A 14,614-nucleotide genomic window follows, 5' to 3' on the forward strand; every position below is an offset into this window, starting at 1 on the left:
AAAAAAAGGCGGCTCATCAGCCGCCTTTTTTATTTTGCCGCGCCCTGGGATTAGTGCGACTTGCCCTGTGAAATCCCAACGCCGGTCTGGGAGCGGATAAACTGCGCCCGGAAGCGGCCGCGCTCCTGCGCGCCCTGCGGCGAATGGTCGGTGACCGAGAAGAACCAGGTGCCGACAAAGGCGACGATCATCGAGAAGAGCGCCGGATACTCATAAGGATAGACCGGTGTCGCGTGGCCCAGCACCTGCACCCAGACGGTCGGGCCGAGGATCATCAGCACCACCGCGGTAATCAGTCCAAGCCAGCCGCCGATCATCGCGCCGCGCGTGGTCAGCTTCGACCAGTACATCGACAGCAGGATAATCGGGAAGTTACAGCTGGCGGCAATAGAGAAGGCGAGGCCGACCATAAAGGCAATGTTCTGCTTCTCAAACAAAATGCCCAGCGCGATCGCCACCACGCCCAGCACCAGCACGGTGATCTTCGACACGCGCAGCTCTTCGCGCTCGGTCGCCTGGCCTTTGCGGATGACGCTGGCGTAGAGGTCGTGCGACACCGCCGACGCGCCCGCCAGCGTTAGCCCGGCCACCACCGCCAGAATAGTGGCGAAGGCCACGGCGGAGATAAAGCCGAGGAAGGTGCTGCCGCCCACCGCGTTCGCCAGATGCACCGCCGCCATATTGGTGCCGCCAATCAGCGCGCCGCTGGCGTCCTTAAAGGCGGGATTGGCGCCGACCAGCAGAATAGCGCCGAAGCCGATAATAAAGGTCAGGAAGTAGAAATAGCCCATAAAGCCGGTGGCCCAGAACACGCTTTTGCGCGCCTCGCGCGCGTCCGCCACGGTAAAGAAGCGCATCAGGATATGCGGCAGGCCGGCGGTGCCGAACATCAGCCCCAGCCCGAGAGAGAGCGCAGAGATGGGATCTTTCACCAGCCCGCCCGGCTGCATAATGGCCGCGCCTTTCGGATGCACCGCCATTGCCTGGCTAAACAGGTTGCTGAAGCTGAAGCCGGTCGCCTTCATCACCATAATCGCCATAAAGCTGGCGCCGAACAGCAGCAGCACCGCTTTAATAATCTGCACCCAGGTGGTCGCCAGCATGCCGCCGAACAGCACGTAGAGCACCATCAGAATGCCCACCAGCACCACGGCGATATGATAGTCGAGGCCGAACAGCAGCTGGATCAGCTTGCCTGCGCCCACCATCTGCGCAATCAGATAGAGCGCCACCACCACCAGCGAGCCGCAGGCGGAGAGGGTGCGAATCGGTTTCTGCTGCAGGCGGTAGGAGGCGACGTCGGCGAAGGTGTAGCGGCCCAGGTTGCGCAGGCGTTCGGCGATCAGAAACAGGATCATCGGCCAGCCCACCAGGAAGCCGAGCGAGTAAATCAGGCCGTCATAGCCGGAGGTGTATACCAGCGCGGAGATGCCGAGGAAAGAGGCGGCGGACATAAAGTCGCCTGCCATCGCCAGCCCGTTCTGAAAGCCGGTAATATTGCCGCCGGCGGTGTAGTAGTCGTTACGCGAGCGGGTGCGCTTCGACGCCCAGTAAGTAATGCCGAGCGTGGCGGCGACGAACACTACGAACATGCCGATCGCCTGATAGTTGGTGGCCTGCTTCTGCACCGCGCCGGTCAGGGCGTCCGCCAGCGCGGAGGCGGGCAGCAGCGGCAGCAGCAGGAGAAAGAGACGCTTCATGGTTTTACCTCGCTGAGGATCTGCTTCGTCAGGCGATCGAACTCGCCGTTGGCGCGCCAGACGTAAACGCCGGTCAGCACAAAAGAAATCACAATCAGTCCCACACCGATGGGAATGCCGCGCGTCACGCTGGTGCCTGGGTGCAGCGGCGTGCCAAGCCAGCCGGGCGCGAAGGCGATCAGCAGGATAAAGCCGACGTAGAGCACCAGCATGATCAGCGACAGCAGCAGGGCGAAGCGCTGACGTTTATGCACCAGCTCCTCAAAGCGCGGATGACGTTCAATCCGTTGATTGAGCGCCTCCTGAGTGGAAAGGGCGTCGTTCATCACAGTTTCTCCAGAGGTTGTGCAGGCGGCAGCCTCACGCCGCTGCGCGAGAAAGGCCTGATTAGATATTGTTATGTGACTTCAGAAACACACTGCGTAAGGAAAGGGCGGCGGGAAGAAGAGACTTCCCGCCGGTAAGACGGTTTACGGCATGCGGATCGCCTGCTTCTCCTCCAGCAGCTTGTCCACCACGCCCGGATCGGCCAGCGTCGAGGTATCGCCGAGATTGCTGGTGTCGCCTGCAGCGATTTTGCGCAGGATGCGGCGCATAATCTTGCCGGAGCGGGTTTTCGGCAGCGAATCGGTCCAGTGCAGAATATCGGGCGTGGCGATCGGCCCAATCTCTTTGCGCACCCAGCCACGCACTTCGCTATACAGCTCCGGCGACGGCTCTTCGCCCTGGTTCAGGGTGATGTAGGCGTAGATCGCCTGGCCTTTGATGCTGTGCGGAATGCCCACCACCGCCGCCTCGGCGATTTTTGGATGGGACACCAGCGCCGATTCAATCTCCGCGGTGCCGAGACGGTGGCCGGAGACGTTAAGCACGTCGTCGACGCGGCCGGTGATCCAGTAGTCGCCATCTTCGTCGCGGCGCGCGCCGTCGCCGCTGAAATAGCAGTTTTTAAAGGTCGAGAAGTAGGTCTGCTCGAAGCGCTCGTGATCGCCGAACAGCGTGCGCGCCTGGCCCGGCCAGGAGTCGGTGATCACCAGGTTGCCTTCCGCCGCGCCCTGCTGCGGGTTGCCTTCGTTATCGACCAGCGCAGGCTGCACGCCAAAGAAGGGTTTGGTGGCGGAACCCGCTTTCAGCTCGGTTGCGCCCGGCAGCGGGGTGATCATAAAGCCGCCGGTTTCGGTCTGCCACCAGGTATCGACAATCGGACAGCGGCCGTCGCCAATCTTGTTGTAGTACCACTCCCAGGCTTCCGGATTAATGGGTTCGCCCACCGATCCCATAATGCGCAGGCTGTGACGGCTGGTACCGGCAATCGCCTTATCGCCTTCCGCCATCAGGGCGCGGATCGCCGTCGGAGCGGTATAGAGCAGTGTCACCTTATGCTTATCTACCACTTCCGCCATGCGGCTCGGCTTCGGCCAGTTCGGCACGCCTTCGAACATCAGGGTGGTGGCGCCGCACGCCAGCGGTCCGTAGAGCAGGTAGCTGTGGCCGGTCACCCAGCCGACGTCGGCGGTGCACCAGTAGATATCGTCCGGGTGATAGTCGAACACGTATTTAAAGGTGGTCGCCGCATAGACCAGATAGCCGCCGGTGGTGTGCAGCACCCCTTTCGGCTTGCCGGTGGAGCCGGAGGTATAGAGGATAAACAGCGGATCTTCCGCCTGCATCTCAGCGGGCGCGTGCTGCTCGCTGGCTTTGTCCATTAACTCGGACCACCAGAGATCGCGGCCATCCTGCCAGACGATATTCTGGCCGGTGCGCCGCAGTACCACCACGTTCTTCACGCTGTTGACGCTGGGATTGTTCAGCGCGTCGTCGACGTTTTTCTTCAGCGGAATGGTGCGCCCGGCGCGCACGCCTTCATCGGCGGTGATCACCAGCTTCGCGCTGGAGTCGACCACGCGTCCCGCCACCGCTTCCGGCGAAAAGCCGCCGAAAATCACCGAGTGCACGGCACCAATGCGCGCGCAGGCCAGCATCGCCACGGCGGCTTCCGGCACCATCGGCATATAGATCGCCACCACGTCGCCTTTTTTCACACCCAGCGACAGCAGCACGTTGGCGAAGCGGCACACCTGGTTATGCAGCTGACGGAAGGTGAGGGTTTTGCTTTCACTGGCGTCGTCGCCTTCCCAGATAATGGCGGGATGGTCACCGCGCTTTTCCAGATGGCGATCGAGGCAGTTGGCCGCCAGATTAAGCGTGCCGTCCTCATACCAGCGAATGGAAATATTGCCCGGCGCAAACGAGCTGTTCTTCACTTTGCTGTAGGGCTTAATCCAGTCGAGGATTTTCCCCTGTTCGCCCCAGAACGCATCCGGGTCGCTGACGGATTGCTGATACATCGTCTGATACTGCTCGGCAGTAATCAGGGCATTCGCGGCAAGGCTGGCAGGAATCGGATGTTTATGTATTTGGCTCATGGCGGATCTCCTTGAAGATGTTAATGATATGTCAATCAAAGGTTAAGTGAAGCCTGCGTCCGCGCTTTGTTTCTTTTTTGCGCCTCAGATCACGGGCAGCCGATCCCCGGTGTAAACCGTTGCAAAAGCGCTGCCGTCGCCCCGCGCAACTGGCGAAAAAGAGAGCAAACGCATCCGCCGCCTTTTTGCCCATTTCTGCATAGCTATGCGAAATTTTTAATAAGTATTACTTTTTAGAACAGTAAGTTAGGGGTTTGATAACTAAACAGCATTTTATGCTATAAGAGTGGCTAATCTTTAATCGAACACGCCAGGGGTTGCATTTACCACAGTGAAAATGGTACTTATCTCGCCCCTGCTCAGCAGGACTCAACCAGACGGCGTCTGAAAAAGGATCGAGAATCTTCGCATTTTCGAACCGGACGCTGTCCTCAATAACCCTCTAATTTACCGGGCTTTTGCTCACTTCCCTGTGTGTATCCTTCACTGCACCTTCGCAGCGTAGCAATAGGGGTTTTGACTGAGGAAATAACGCGTTATGAAAGGTTTTAAAATAAGCCTGGCCTGGCAGATTCTGATTGCGCTGGTGTTCGGCATTGTTGTCGGTTCAGTGCTGCATAATCAGCCAGACGATCGTGAATGGTTAATCACCAACATTCTCAGCCCGGCGGGCGATATCTTTATTCATCTCATCAAGATGATTGTCGTGCCTATCGTGATTTCATCGCTGATTGTCGGCATCGCCGGCGTGGGCGATGCGAAAAAACTGGGACGGATTGGCGTCAAAACCATTCTCTATTTTGAAGTGATCACCACCCTTGCCATTGTGGTCGGCATTACGCTGGCTAACGTGTTTCAACCCGGCACCGGCATTGATATGTCAACGCTGGCAACGGTGGACATCTCTAAGTACGAAGCCACGACCGAAGCGGTGCAGAACGGGCCGCACAGCCTGGTTGCCACCATCCTGTCGCTGATCCCGCAGAATATCTTCGCCTCGCTGGTGAAGGGCGACATGCTGCCGATCATCTTCTTCTCGGTGCTGTTCGGCATGGGCCTGTCGGCGCTGCCGTCAGAGCAGCGCGATCCGCTGGTCAACGTCTTCCGCAGCGTGTCGGAAACGATGTTTAAAGTGACGCATATGATCATGCGCTACGCGCCGGTGGGCGTCTTTGCGCTGATCGCCGTCACCATCGCCAACTTCGGCTTTACCTCGCTGTGGCCGCTGGCGAAGCTGGTGCTGCTGGTGTATGCCGCCATCCTGTTCTTCGCTTTCGTCATCCTCGGCGGCGTGGCGCGACTCTGCAAGCTGCGCATCACCACCCTGATGCGCATCCTGAAAGATGAGCTGATCCTCTCTTACTCGACCTCCAGTTCGGAAACCGTGCTGCCGCGCATTATGCAGAAGATGGAGGCCTACGGCGCGCCGAAGGCGATCACCAGCTTTGTGGTGCCGACCGGCTACTCCTTCAACCTGGACGGCTCGACGCTCTACCAGAGCATCGCCGCGATCTTTATCGCACAGCTGTACGGCATCGACCTGTCGCTGACCGACGAGATTATCCTGGTGCTGACGCTGATGGTGACCTCGAAAGGCATCGCCGGCGTGCCGGGCGTGTCGTTCGTGGTGCTGCTGGCGACGCTGGGCAGCGTCGGCATTCCGCTGGAAGGCCTGGCCTTTATCGCCGGCGTGGATCGCATCATGGATATGGCGCGCACCGCGCTTAACGTTATCGGCAACGCGCTGGCGGTGCTGGTTATCGCCCGCTGGGAGAACCAGTTCGACGCCGAGCAGGCAAAAGCCTACGAGCTGCAGCTGCGCGCCCAAACGGCCAGCTAACTTAGCTTTTGACCTGACTAACAGACGACACCTAAAGCCGGTAAACGGGAGAGGGGGGCAGAAGAGCAAAGCGTCCTGCGACATGGACAAAAACGCCGGGAGCGTTTTTGAACAACGCAACGCGTTGGCCCGGAACGGGCGCACCTCAGGGATGAGGTGCGTAAGTGCGGGCCGAGCTGCCAGGGATGGCGCTTTTTGCGTCTTTGCGATCGGGCCGTCTTATCCGCGCAGGCTCCGGCGTTCCAGCCAACACCATGCCATGTAACAGGGCTCAGAAATCCTCTGAGCCCTTTTTTTATCCCGCAAATATGATAAAACCGGGCCTGGATAAATGACGCCCGGAGCACGCCCGATGACTATCGACCTCAGCCAACTCATCACCGAAGGCCGCAACCCGGCCAGCCAGAACATTGACGAACTCTCCACCGACGCCATGCTGCGCGTCATTAACAACGAAGACAAAAAAGTGGCGCTGGCGGTAGAGGCGATCGTGCCGCAGATCGCGCAGACGGTCGATGCCATCGTCGCCGCCTTCGCGCAGGGCGGCCGCCTGATCTACAGCGGCGCAGGCACCTCCGGCCGACTCGGTATCCTCGACGCCAGCGAATGCCCGCCCACCTTCGGCACGCCGCGCGGCCAGGTGGTGGGGCTGATCGCCGGCGGCCACCCGGCAATACTGCAGGCGGTCGAAAACGCCGAAGACAACCGCGAACAGGGCGCGCAGGACCTGCGCGACATCCAGTTCAGCGCCAAAGATGTGCTGGTGGGCATCGCCGCCAGCGGCCGCACCCCCTACGTGCTGGGCGCGCTGGAATACGCCCGCTCGCTCGGCGCCACCACGGCGGCGCTCACCTGCAATCCCGGCAGCGCCATGGCGCAGACGGCGGAGATCGCGCTCACGCCGGTGGTCGGCCCGGAAGTGGTCACCGGATCGTCGCGTATGAAAGCGGGCACCGCCCAGAAACTGGTGCTCAACATGCTCACCACCGGCGCGATGATCCGCAGCGGCAAAGTCTACGGCAACCTGATGGTCGACGTAGAGGCCACCAACCAGAAACTGGTGCAGCGCCAGATCAACATCGTCATGCAGGCCACCGAGTGCGACGCGGCGCGCGCCAGCCAGGCGCTGGCGGCCTGCGGCGGCCACTGCAAAACCGCTATCCTGATGGTGCTGACCGACACGGACGCCGACGAGGCGCGCGCACTGCTCAACCGCCACCAGGGCTTTATCCGCCGCGCCCTACAGGCGTGACAGCGCAATTATTAAAAAGCCCTAACCGATGGCGCTAACAGGGTTGGCGGGTCAAATGCTCGCCAGTCCTCTTATTTAGCGGAAAAAATTTATTCCCCCCTCTAAAGCCATCCTCTTTCGCTGCCGAAAATATAAAAAAACATAACTGATAATCACCCTACACCTGGCAGCCGTTTCAAGGAATCCCATGCGCAATAACCAGCCCGTCACGCAGCGCGAATTCGTCTTTGACGATCGCGCCACCCTGATGTCGACCACCGATATCAACAGCTACATCACCTACGCCAACGACGCCTTTATCGAGGTCAGCGGCTTTACGCCAGACGAGGTCAACGGCCAGCCGCACAACATGGTGCGCCATCCCGACATGCCGCCCGAAGCCTTCGCCGACATGTGGGCGACGCTAAAAAAGGGCGAACCCTGGTCAGCGCTGGTGAAAAACCGACGGAAAAATGGCGATCACTACTGGGTGCGCGCCAACGCGGTGCCGGTGGTGCGCGACGGCAAGGTGCAGGGCTTTATGTCGGTGCGCACCAAACCAGGCGAGGCGGAAATCCGCGCCACCGAAGCGCTCTATCGTGACTTCCGCGAAGGACGTGCCAAAGGGCGTCGCTTCCATAAAGGATTGATTGTCGGCACCGGCTGGCGTCGCGTCGGCTCGCTGCTAAAAACCCTGCCGCTGCGCTGGCGCATCCGACTGCCGCTGATGGCGCTCCTGCCGCTGGCGACGCTCAGCGCCGCGCTGCTCGGCGTGACGGCCACCGCGCTCGGCTGCTTCAGCGGCGGCATGGCGATGCTGCTGCTGCTCACCAGCCTGTGGCTGGAACAGCAGATCTCGCGCCCCATTGAGCGTATGTGCCAGCAGGCGCTCAGCGTGGCGACCGGCGCCAGCCACAAAGTCGAGCAGATTGACCGCGTCGATGAGGTCGGCATGACGCAGCGCGCCATCGGCCAGCTCGGCCTGATGTTCCGCTGGCTGGTGGACGACGTCAGCGGCCAGGCGATCAACGTCCTCAGCGCCAGCGACGCCATCGCCAGCAGCAACAACGAGCTGAGCCGCCGCACCGAGCAGGCCGCCGCCAACGTGCAGCAGACCGCCGCCACCATGAACGAAATGACCGCCACGGTGAAAAGCAACACCGAAACGGCGGGCGAGGTCAACACGCTCTCCGCGCGCACCAGCCAGGCGGCGAGCAAGGGCGGCGAGGTGATGCAGGAGATGGTCAGCATGATGGCGGAAATCGCCGACAGCTCGCAGCGCATCGCCAATATCACCAGCGTGATCGACGGCATCGCCTTTCAGACCAATATTCTGGCGCTCAACGCCGCGGTAGAAGCGGCGCGCGCGGGGGAGCAGGGCAAAGGGTTCGCCGTGGTGGCGGGAGAAGTGCGCAGCCTGGCGCAGCGCAGCGCCAAAGCCGCCAGCGAAATCAAAACCCTGGTAGAAACCAGCGCCAGCCGCGTGCAGCTCGGCAGCAATCACGCCGACGCGGCGGGCCGCACCATGCAGGACATCGTGGCGCAGGTACAGAACGTCTCGTCGCTGATCGCCCAGATCAGCGCGGCCACCGCTGAACAGGCGACCGCGCTAAGCGAGGTCTCCACCGCCGTTGAAGATCTCGACGACATCACCCACCGCAACGCGGCGCGCGTGCAGGAGAGCGCCGAAGCCTCTGGTCGTATGACGCACCAGGCCAACCGGCTGGTGGAAGCGATCAGCGTGTTCCGCTAAGAGGCAGCGCGCGTCTCTTCCCGTCCGGCGCGCAGCGCGCCGGGCGGCTGACCCACAATGCGCTTAAAGGCGCGGCTAAAGGCCGCCAGCGAGCCGTAGCCGAGCTGAAACGCCACCGCCTCCACCGCTTCGCCGTTATTGACAATGCGCTGCACCGCCAGCCGCATACGCAGCTCGGTCAGATAGCGCAGCGGCGTCATGGTGGTGGCGTTCTGGAAGCGCTCAGCGAACACCGAACGCGAGCAGCCCGCCACGCTCGCCAGCCGCTCTACCGTCCAGTTCTCGCCCGGTTCGCGGTGCATCGCGGCAATCGCCTTGCTCAGGCGCGGATCGCGCATCGCCTGCACCAGTCCGCTGCCCTGACCGCAGCCGTTCTCTACCCAGCCGCGCACGATCAACGCCGCCACCACATCCGCCAGCCGCGACAGAATACCGGCGAACCCGGCGTGGCGCGTGCGCGACTCGCGCTCCATCGCGTCGAGAATTGGCTGGATCTCCGGATACTGCGACAGCAGCGTGCTCACCAGCATAATATCCGGCATGGTGTTGATCAGCGGCTGCATGCCGCCCAGCTCGAACTTCATGCAGGCGCTGAACAGGATCACGCTCTCTTCGTCGTCACAGGCGCCGGCGGGCGCGCCGATGGCGCAGACGCTGTCGCAGATCGGCCTGCTGCTGAAGGCGGTGATATTTTCGCAGGCGGCGTCGGGCGAGGAGAGCAGGCTGTGTGGCTTGCCGTGGGGGATCAGCAGCGCGTCGCCGGTATTGAGGGTGAAAATCGCGCCCGACGCGCCGCGCACCAGCAGCGGTCCGCGTCCGACAAAGTGAAACTGCGCGCGGCCCGGCGCATGCTCATAGCGCAGGCCGAACGGCGCGGCGAGCTGAATGCGCTGGTAGGTCACGCCGTGCAGGCGCATGCCCATCAGCAGTTCGCTGGTCAGATCTTCATAGTGGCTCATGGCATTCAGGACGAATTATCAATAATGAAGGTGTTGCCATCATAGATCGTCTTGCCCGCTGCCTCTATGCTCCAGCCTTAATAAATTTTCTATGGAGAAGCTGCATGAGTCTGAGCACAGAAGTGGCTGATGAGGTTTCCGTACCCGCGCGTCCAGCCTGGGGCGCGGTATTTGCAATGGCGTTTGGGGTCTTTGGCTTAATCACCGCCGAGTTTCTGCCGGTTAGCCTGCTGACGCCTATCGCGGCCTCGCTGCAGGTGTCGGAAGGGCAGGCGGGACAGACGGTCACCGTGACCGCGCTGGTGGCGCTGCTCACCAGTCTGGTGGTGGGCAGCGTGACGCGGCGGCTGGATCGCCGCGTGGTGATGCTGGCCTTTACGCTGCTGCTGGTCGCCTCGGCGCTGCTGGTGGCGCTGGCGAGCAACCTGACGCTGATCCTGCTGGCGCGCGTGCTGCTCGGCATGGCAATCGGCGGCTTCTGGACGCTCTCAACCGCCATCACCATGCGGCTGGTGCCCAGCGATCAGGTGCCGCGCGCGCTGTCGATCGTCTTCAGCGGCATCTCGCTGGCGACCATCATCGCCGCGCCGCTTGGCAGCTATCTCGGCGGCCTGATCGGCTGGCGCAACATCTTTATGCTGACCGCCGGGCTGGGCGTGCTGGCGCTGATCTGGCAGTGCTTTACGCTGCCGGCGATGCCGCCGGAGAACAAAGCGCGCGGCGGCGGCGTGCTCGATCTGCTGCGCAGCGGCCTGATGCGCTGGGGCATGCTGGCGGTGATCATGATGTTCACCGGCCACTTCGCCTTCTTTACCTACCTGCGCCCGTTCCTGGAGAGCAGCGCGCAGCTCAACCTTAACCAGCTCTCGCTGGTGCTGCTAGCGTTTGGCGTGGCGAACTTTTTCGGCACTTCGCTGGCGGGCTATCTGGTGACGCGCAGCGTCTCGCTGACGCTAAGCGTGATGGCGCTGGTGATGAGCGCGACCGCGCTGCTGCTGGTGAGCTTTGCCGATGTCTCCTGGCTGGTGGCGGCGGGCGTGGCGCTGTGGGGGCTGGCGTTTGGTTCGATGCCCACCGGCTGGTCCACCTGGATCTCGCGCGCGGTGCCGGATGACGCTGAATCGGGCGGCGGTTTGCTGGTGGCCACCATTCAGCTGGCGATCACCGCCGGCGCGGCGGCGGGCGGCTGGATGTTCGACCTGCGCGGCGCCGGTGGCGTCTTCCTCGCCAGCGGCGTGCTGATGCTGCTCGCCGCGATCACCATCTTCACACGCGTACGTCATCACGGCTAATCGCCACAAGGGCAGCGGAATATGCTGCCCTTTTTCTTTGTGCCAGCAAGTTAACCTTTTGCGGCCGCGCTACACCCTTTGTGCGCTTTGATAATCAGTAAATTTGATAAAGAACGGCAATTATCTCCGCTATTCGCTGCACCTCTTCCGGTCTATTATTTCTCTCAACAAGGCAGCACGCCTTATCCAACTCAAAACTAATCAGGAAATTGACCATGAAAACTATCAAAACTTTTGCTGCTGTTATCGCACTCTCCGTTCTTCCGCTGACCAGCTTCGCGCAGAGCGTGACCGCTATCGATTCAACCCTGGACGGCGCGGAAGCGAAAATCGCAGCGCAGGCGAAAGAAGCAGGCGCTTCCTATAAAGTGACCGAAGCCTACAACAACAACGGCGTGCACATGACCGCTGAACTGCTGAAATAAGCGTGTCAGATGCTGACAGGACGCCTTCGGGCGTCCTGGCGGCGTATAAGCGCGTCAAAGCGCTTCCCTTTCGGCAATAAATCTTTATGATTTGCCAAAAAACTGTCTCTGCCGGCCTTAAGGCCCTTTTCTTTTTATACGATTTGCAATGTGAGCTTTCCTGCACTGCCTGACAGTGGTGAATTTTTGCTATGGAGAGATCATGAAATCCTTGTCTTTTGCGCTGCGCACCACGCTGCTCGCTGCCTCACTCTTTTCTGCCACCGCCATGCTGGCGCAGGCGGACGAACGTAACCAGCCGGTGAGCAAAGGCGCCTATGAGCTGGCCTTTAGCCCCAGCGACAACACCCTGTTCCTTGCTGCCTCCCAGGGCAGCGACGCGCCGGGCGGCGCGCTGTTCCGCCTCGATCCGCAAACCCTGGCGGTAAAGCAAACCATCCCCACCGAACTGAAGAACTTTGGCGCGGCTATCAACCCGCAGACCAATGTGCTCTATATCGGCAACACCGTGAACAGCGCGCTGACCGCCATCGACGCCGCCAGCGGCAAGGTGCTCAACACCCTGGTGCTGGATAATCGCAAGCGCGGCGAAAACGTGCGTCCGCTGCAGCCGCGTGAAATCGCTGTCGATGTCAAAACCAACCGCGTCTACGTCACCGGCCTGGGGCCGCAGAGCGTGGTATGGGTGGTGGACGGCAACAGCCTGCAGCTGATGAGCGTGGTGCCGAACACCGGCAAAATGGGCACCGGGCTGGCGCTGGACAGCGATCGGCAGAAGCTCTACGTTACCAACGGCGACGGCGAGCTGGTCACCATCAACACCCGCACTAACGCCATTGAAAGGCGCCAGAAGATCGAGGGCGATAAAGAGCACTTCTTCCTGAATATCGCGCTGGACACCAAAGGCCAGCGTGCTTTCCTCAGCGACTCAAAACAGCCGCAGGTGCTGGTGGTGGATCTGCGCGATCAGACGGTGATCCAGGCGATCGCCGTGCCAGAGTCGCTGGCGGTGCTGTTCAACGCTGCGCGCAACGAGCTGTATGTCACCCATCGCAAAGCGGGCGAAGTGAGCATCATCGACGCGACCAGCTACAAGGTGAAACGCACGGTGAAAACGCCGGGTCTGCCGAACAGCCTGGCGCTCTCCGCCGACGGCAACACGCTGTTCGTCAGCGTCAAGCAGCCTGGCTCGCGCAAAGCGCCGCCGAAAAACCCGGACAGCGTGATGCGCATCGCGCTTTGATTTTCCCTTGCTGTTGCAGGGCGGCCGCTGGCCGCCCTTTGCATTTCTTCGGCTACCTTTAAAGCGTGCCGCTGGCTGGCGGCATCAACACCACCGGAGAGGATGCAATGAGCCAGTTCCTGATGAATGAAAAAAATAATCTGGTCAATGAAGCGATAGAGGGCGTGCTGCTGAGCACGCCGTGGCACAACCTGAGCCGCCTGGATTTAGGCGACGATATTCGCGTTGTGGTGCGCAACGACTGGGACAAAAGCAAGGTAGCGCTGATTTCCGGCGGCGGCTCGGGACATGAGCCAGCCCATGCCGGATTCGTCGGCAAAGGGATGCTCACCGCCGCGGTGTGCGGCGATATTTTCGCCTCGCCCAGCGTGGACGCGGTGCTGAGCGCCATTATCAACGTCACCGGCGAGGCGGGCTGTTTGCTGATCGTCAAAAACTACACCGGCGACCGGCTTAATTTCGGCCTGGCGGCGGAGAAGGCGCGCGCGCTGGGCTACCAGGTCGAGATGGTGATGGTGCAGGACGATATCGCGCTGCCGGAGAATCCGCAGCCGCGCGGCATCGCCGGCACCGCGCTGATCCATAAAATCGCCGGCTACGCCGCCGAGCAGGGACAGCCGCTGGCGCAGGTAAAAACCCTGACGCAGCGCGCGATTAAAGGCACCGCCAGCATCGGCGTCGCCTTTTCAACCTGTCATATTCCCGGCGAGCGACGCGATAACCGCGTCAAAGAGGGCGAGAGCGAGCTGGGCATGGGCATCCACGGCGAGCCGGGCGTGATTACGCTCGACACCCAGAACAGCCAGCAGCTGGTGAGCATCATGACGGAGAAGCTGGCGAACAGCCTCTCTTCCGGCACCCGTGCGGTGCTGCTGGTGAACAACCTCGGCGGCTTTTCGATGCTGGAACTGGCGCTGGTGACGCGCGACGTGCTGAAAAGCCCGCTGGCGGCGCGTATCAGCCATCTGATCGGCCCGGCGACGCTGGTGAGCGCGCTCGATATGAAAGGGTTCTCGCTGACGGTGTTGCAGATTGAGGCGGCGTTCCTCGAAGCGCTCAAGGCGCCGGTAGAGGTGCTGGGCTGGGCGCCGATCCACGCGCTCGAGCCGGTCACGACGCTGAGCAGCCAGCGCGTGGTCAGCGAGCTGGAATTTACCCCTTCGCAGGACGCGCAGACGGCGCAGGTGGTCGAGCGCGTCGCGCAGACGCTGATCGACCTTGAAGCGGAGCTGAACGCGCTGGACGCCAAAGTGGGCGACGGCGACACCGGCTCGACCTTCGCCGCCGGGGCGCGTAAGGTGAAAAGCGCGCTGGAGGCGCAGCAGCTGCCGCTGGCGGATCTGCCGGCGCTGTTCGCGCTGGTGGGCGAACAGCTGGCGACGGTGATGGGCGGATCGAGCGGGGTGCTGATGTCGATTCTGTTTACCGCAGCGGGCCAGCAGCTGGCAGAGGGCGGCACGCTGCCGGAGGCGCTGAAGCAGGGGCTGGAGAAGATGAAGCACTACGGCGGCGCGCAGATCGGCCACCGCACGCTGGTGGACGCGCTGGAGCCAGCGCTGGAGGCGCTGACGGCGGGTAAATCGCTGGCGGAGGCGGCAGACGCGGCGGCGCAGGGAGCGGAATCGACCGCGCGGATGCAGAGCGCCCGTGCCGGACGCTCATCCTATCTCAATCAGCAGACGCTGGATGGGGTGAAAGATCCCGGCGCGTACGCCGTGGAGCGGGTGTTCGCCGCGCTGGTGTGA

At 61.8% G+C, this 14,614-nt stretch carries 11 protein-coding genes; 7 read left to right on the forward strand and 4 right to left on the reverse strand.

Features of this window, described 5'->3' with window-relative positions:
- Positions 1 to 50: 50 nt before the first annotated feature.
- From B2J69_RS16120 to acs, 3 genes are all read right to left on the reverse strand, one after another.
- Positions 51 to 1,700 (reverse strand): cation acetate symporter, encoded by a 1,650-nt coding sequence (locus B2J69_RS16120; RefSeq protein ID WP_081140663.1) that lies wholly within the window; start codon positions 1,698 to 1,700, stop codon positions 51 to 53.
- Positions 1,697 to 2,026 carry a DUF485 domain-containing protein gene (locus B2J69_RS16125; RefSeq protein ID WP_081140664.1) on the reverse strand — a complete coding sequence of 110 codons (330 nt, stop codon included), beginning with the start codon at positions 2,024 to 2,026 and terminating at the stop codon, positions 1,697 to 1,699. Before B2J69_RS16125 ends, B2J69_RS16120 begins: the two co-directional genes overlap by 4 nt.
- Before the next feature lie 144 nt (positions 2,027 to 2,170).
- Positions 2,171 to 4,126, reverse strand: a complete 1,956-nt coding sequence (gene acs / locus B2J69_RS16130; RefSeq protein WP_081140665.1) for an acetate--CoA ligase — start codon at positions 4,124 to 4,126, stop codon at positions 2,171 to 2,173.
- Between the two features lie 538 nt (positions 4,127 to 4,664).
- Between acs and gltP the strand changes: the two genes are divergently transcribed.
- The 3 genes from gltP to B2J69_RS16145 all read left to right on the forward strand — a co-directional run bounded on the left by gltP (position 4,665) and on the right by B2J69_RS16145 (position 8,950).
- A complete protein-coding gene (gene gltP / locus B2J69_RS16135) occupies positions 4,665 to 5,966 on the forward strand; it encodes a glutamate/aspartate:proton symporter GltP (RefSeq protein ID WP_081140666.1) in 1,302 nt (433 codons plus the stop codon).
- A 352-nt stretch (positions 5,967 to 6,318) separates the two neighbouring features.
- Positions 6,319 to 7,218 carry an N-acetylmuramic acid 6-phosphate etherase gene (murQ, locus tag B2J69_RS16140; protein WP_081140667.1) on the forward strand — a complete coding sequence of 300 codons (900 nt, stop codon included), beginning with the start codon at positions 6,319 to 6,321 and terminating at the stop codon, positions 7,216 to 7,218.
- Positions 7,219 to 7,405: 187 nt separating this feature from the next.
- Positions 7,406 to 8,950, forward strand: coding sequence for a methyl-accepting chemotaxis protein (locus B2J69_RS16145; protein WP_081140668.1), 1,545 nt, complete (start codon positions 7,406 to 7,408; stop codon positions 8,948 to 8,950).
- Here B2J69_RS16145 and B2J69_RS16150 read toward each other — a convergent pair.
- Positions 8,947 to 9,909, reverse strand: coding sequence for an AraC family transcriptional regulator (locus B2J69_RS16150; protein WP_081140669.1), 963 nt, complete (start codon positions 9,907 to 9,909; stop codon positions 8,947 to 8,949). The genes B2J69_RS16145 and B2J69_RS16150 overlap by 4 nt on opposite strands.
- Positions 9,910 to 10,013: 104 nt before the next feature.
- Here B2J69_RS16150 and B2J69_RS16155 point away from each other — a divergent pair, with 104 nt between their 5' ends.
- The 4 genes from B2J69_RS16155 (at position 10,014) to B2J69_RS16170 (ending at position 14,614) form a co-directional block, all read left to right on the forward strand.
- Positions 10,014 to 11,201, forward strand: coding sequence for an MFS transporter (locus B2J69_RS16155; RefSeq protein WP_081140670.1), 1,188 nt, complete (start codon positions 10,014 to 10,016; stop codon positions 11,199 to 11,201).
- A gap of 215 nt (positions 11,202 to 11,416) precedes the next feature.
- Positions 11,417 to 11,626, forward strand: a complete 210-nt coding sequence (locus B2J69_RS16160; protein ID WP_081140671.1) for a YdgH/BhsA/McbA family protein — start codon at positions 11,417 to 11,419, stop codon at positions 11,624 to 11,626.
- A 169-nt stretch (positions 11,627 to 11,795) separates the two neighbouring features.
- Positions 11,796 to 12,869, forward strand: a complete 1,074-nt coding sequence (gene yncE, locus B2J69_RS16165; RefSeq protein WP_407944751.1) for a 7-bladed beta-propeller protein YncE — start codon at positions 11,796 to 11,798, stop codon at positions 12,867 to 12,869.
- Between the two features lie 107 nt (positions 12,870 to 12,976).
- On the forward strand, positions 12,977 to 14,614 hold the full coding sequence (locus B2J69_RS16170; protein ID WP_081140673.1) for a dihydroxyacetone kinase subunit DhaK: 1,638 nt from the start codon (positions 12,977 to 12,979) through the stop codon (positions 14,612 to 14,614).

Origin of the sequence: Pantoea latae (genome assembly GCF_002077695.1) — a bacterium.
Taxonomy (GTDB): domain Bacteria; phylum Pseudomonadota; class Gammaproteobacteria; order Enterobacterales; family Enterobacteriaceae; genus Pantoea; species Pantoea latae.

Excerpts from the sequence above, each read along its gene's own strand:
- B2J69_RS16160 (WP_081140671.1), top strand. The coding sequence starts at position 11,417 with ATGAAAACTATCAAAACTTTTGCTGCTGTTATCGCACTCTCCGTTCTT.
- murQ (WP_081140667.1), top strand. The coding sequence starts at position 6,319 with ATGACTATCGACCTCAGCCAACTCATCACCGAAGGCCGCAACCCGGCC.
- acs (WP_081140665.1), bottom strand. The coding sequence starts at position 4,126 with ATGAGCCAAATACATAAACATCCGATTCCTGCCAGCCTTGCCGCGAAT.
- B2J69_RS16120 (WP_081140663.1), bottom strand. The coding sequence starts at position 1,700 with ATGAAGCGTCTCTTTCTCCTGCTGCTGCCGCTGCTGCCCGCCTCCGCG.
- B2J69_RS16155 (WP_081140670.1), top strand. The coding sequence starts at position 10,014 with ATGAGTCTGAGCACAGAAGTGGCTGATGAGGTTTCCGTACCCGCGCGT.
- B2J69_RS16145 (WP_081140668.1), top strand. The coding sequence starts at position 7,406 with ATGCGCAATAACCAGCCCGTCACGCAGCGCGAATTCGTCTTTGACGAT.
- B2J69_RS16170 (WP_081140673.1), top strand. The coding sequence starts at position 12,977 with ATGAGCCAGTTCCTGATGAATGAAAAAAATAATCTGGTCAATGAAGCG.
- B2J69_RS16125 (WP_081140664.1), bottom strand. The coding sequence starts at position 2,026 with ATGAACGACGCCCTTTCCACTCAGGAGGCGCTCAATCAACGGATTGAA.
- B2J69_RS16150 (WP_081140669.1), bottom strand. The coding sequence starts at position 9,909 with ATGAGCCACTATGAAGATCTGACCAGCGAACTGCTGATGGGCATGCGC.
- gltP (WP_081140666.1), top strand. The coding sequence starts at position 4,665 with ATGAAAGGTTTTAAAATAAGCCTGGCCTGGCAGATTCTGATTGCGCTG.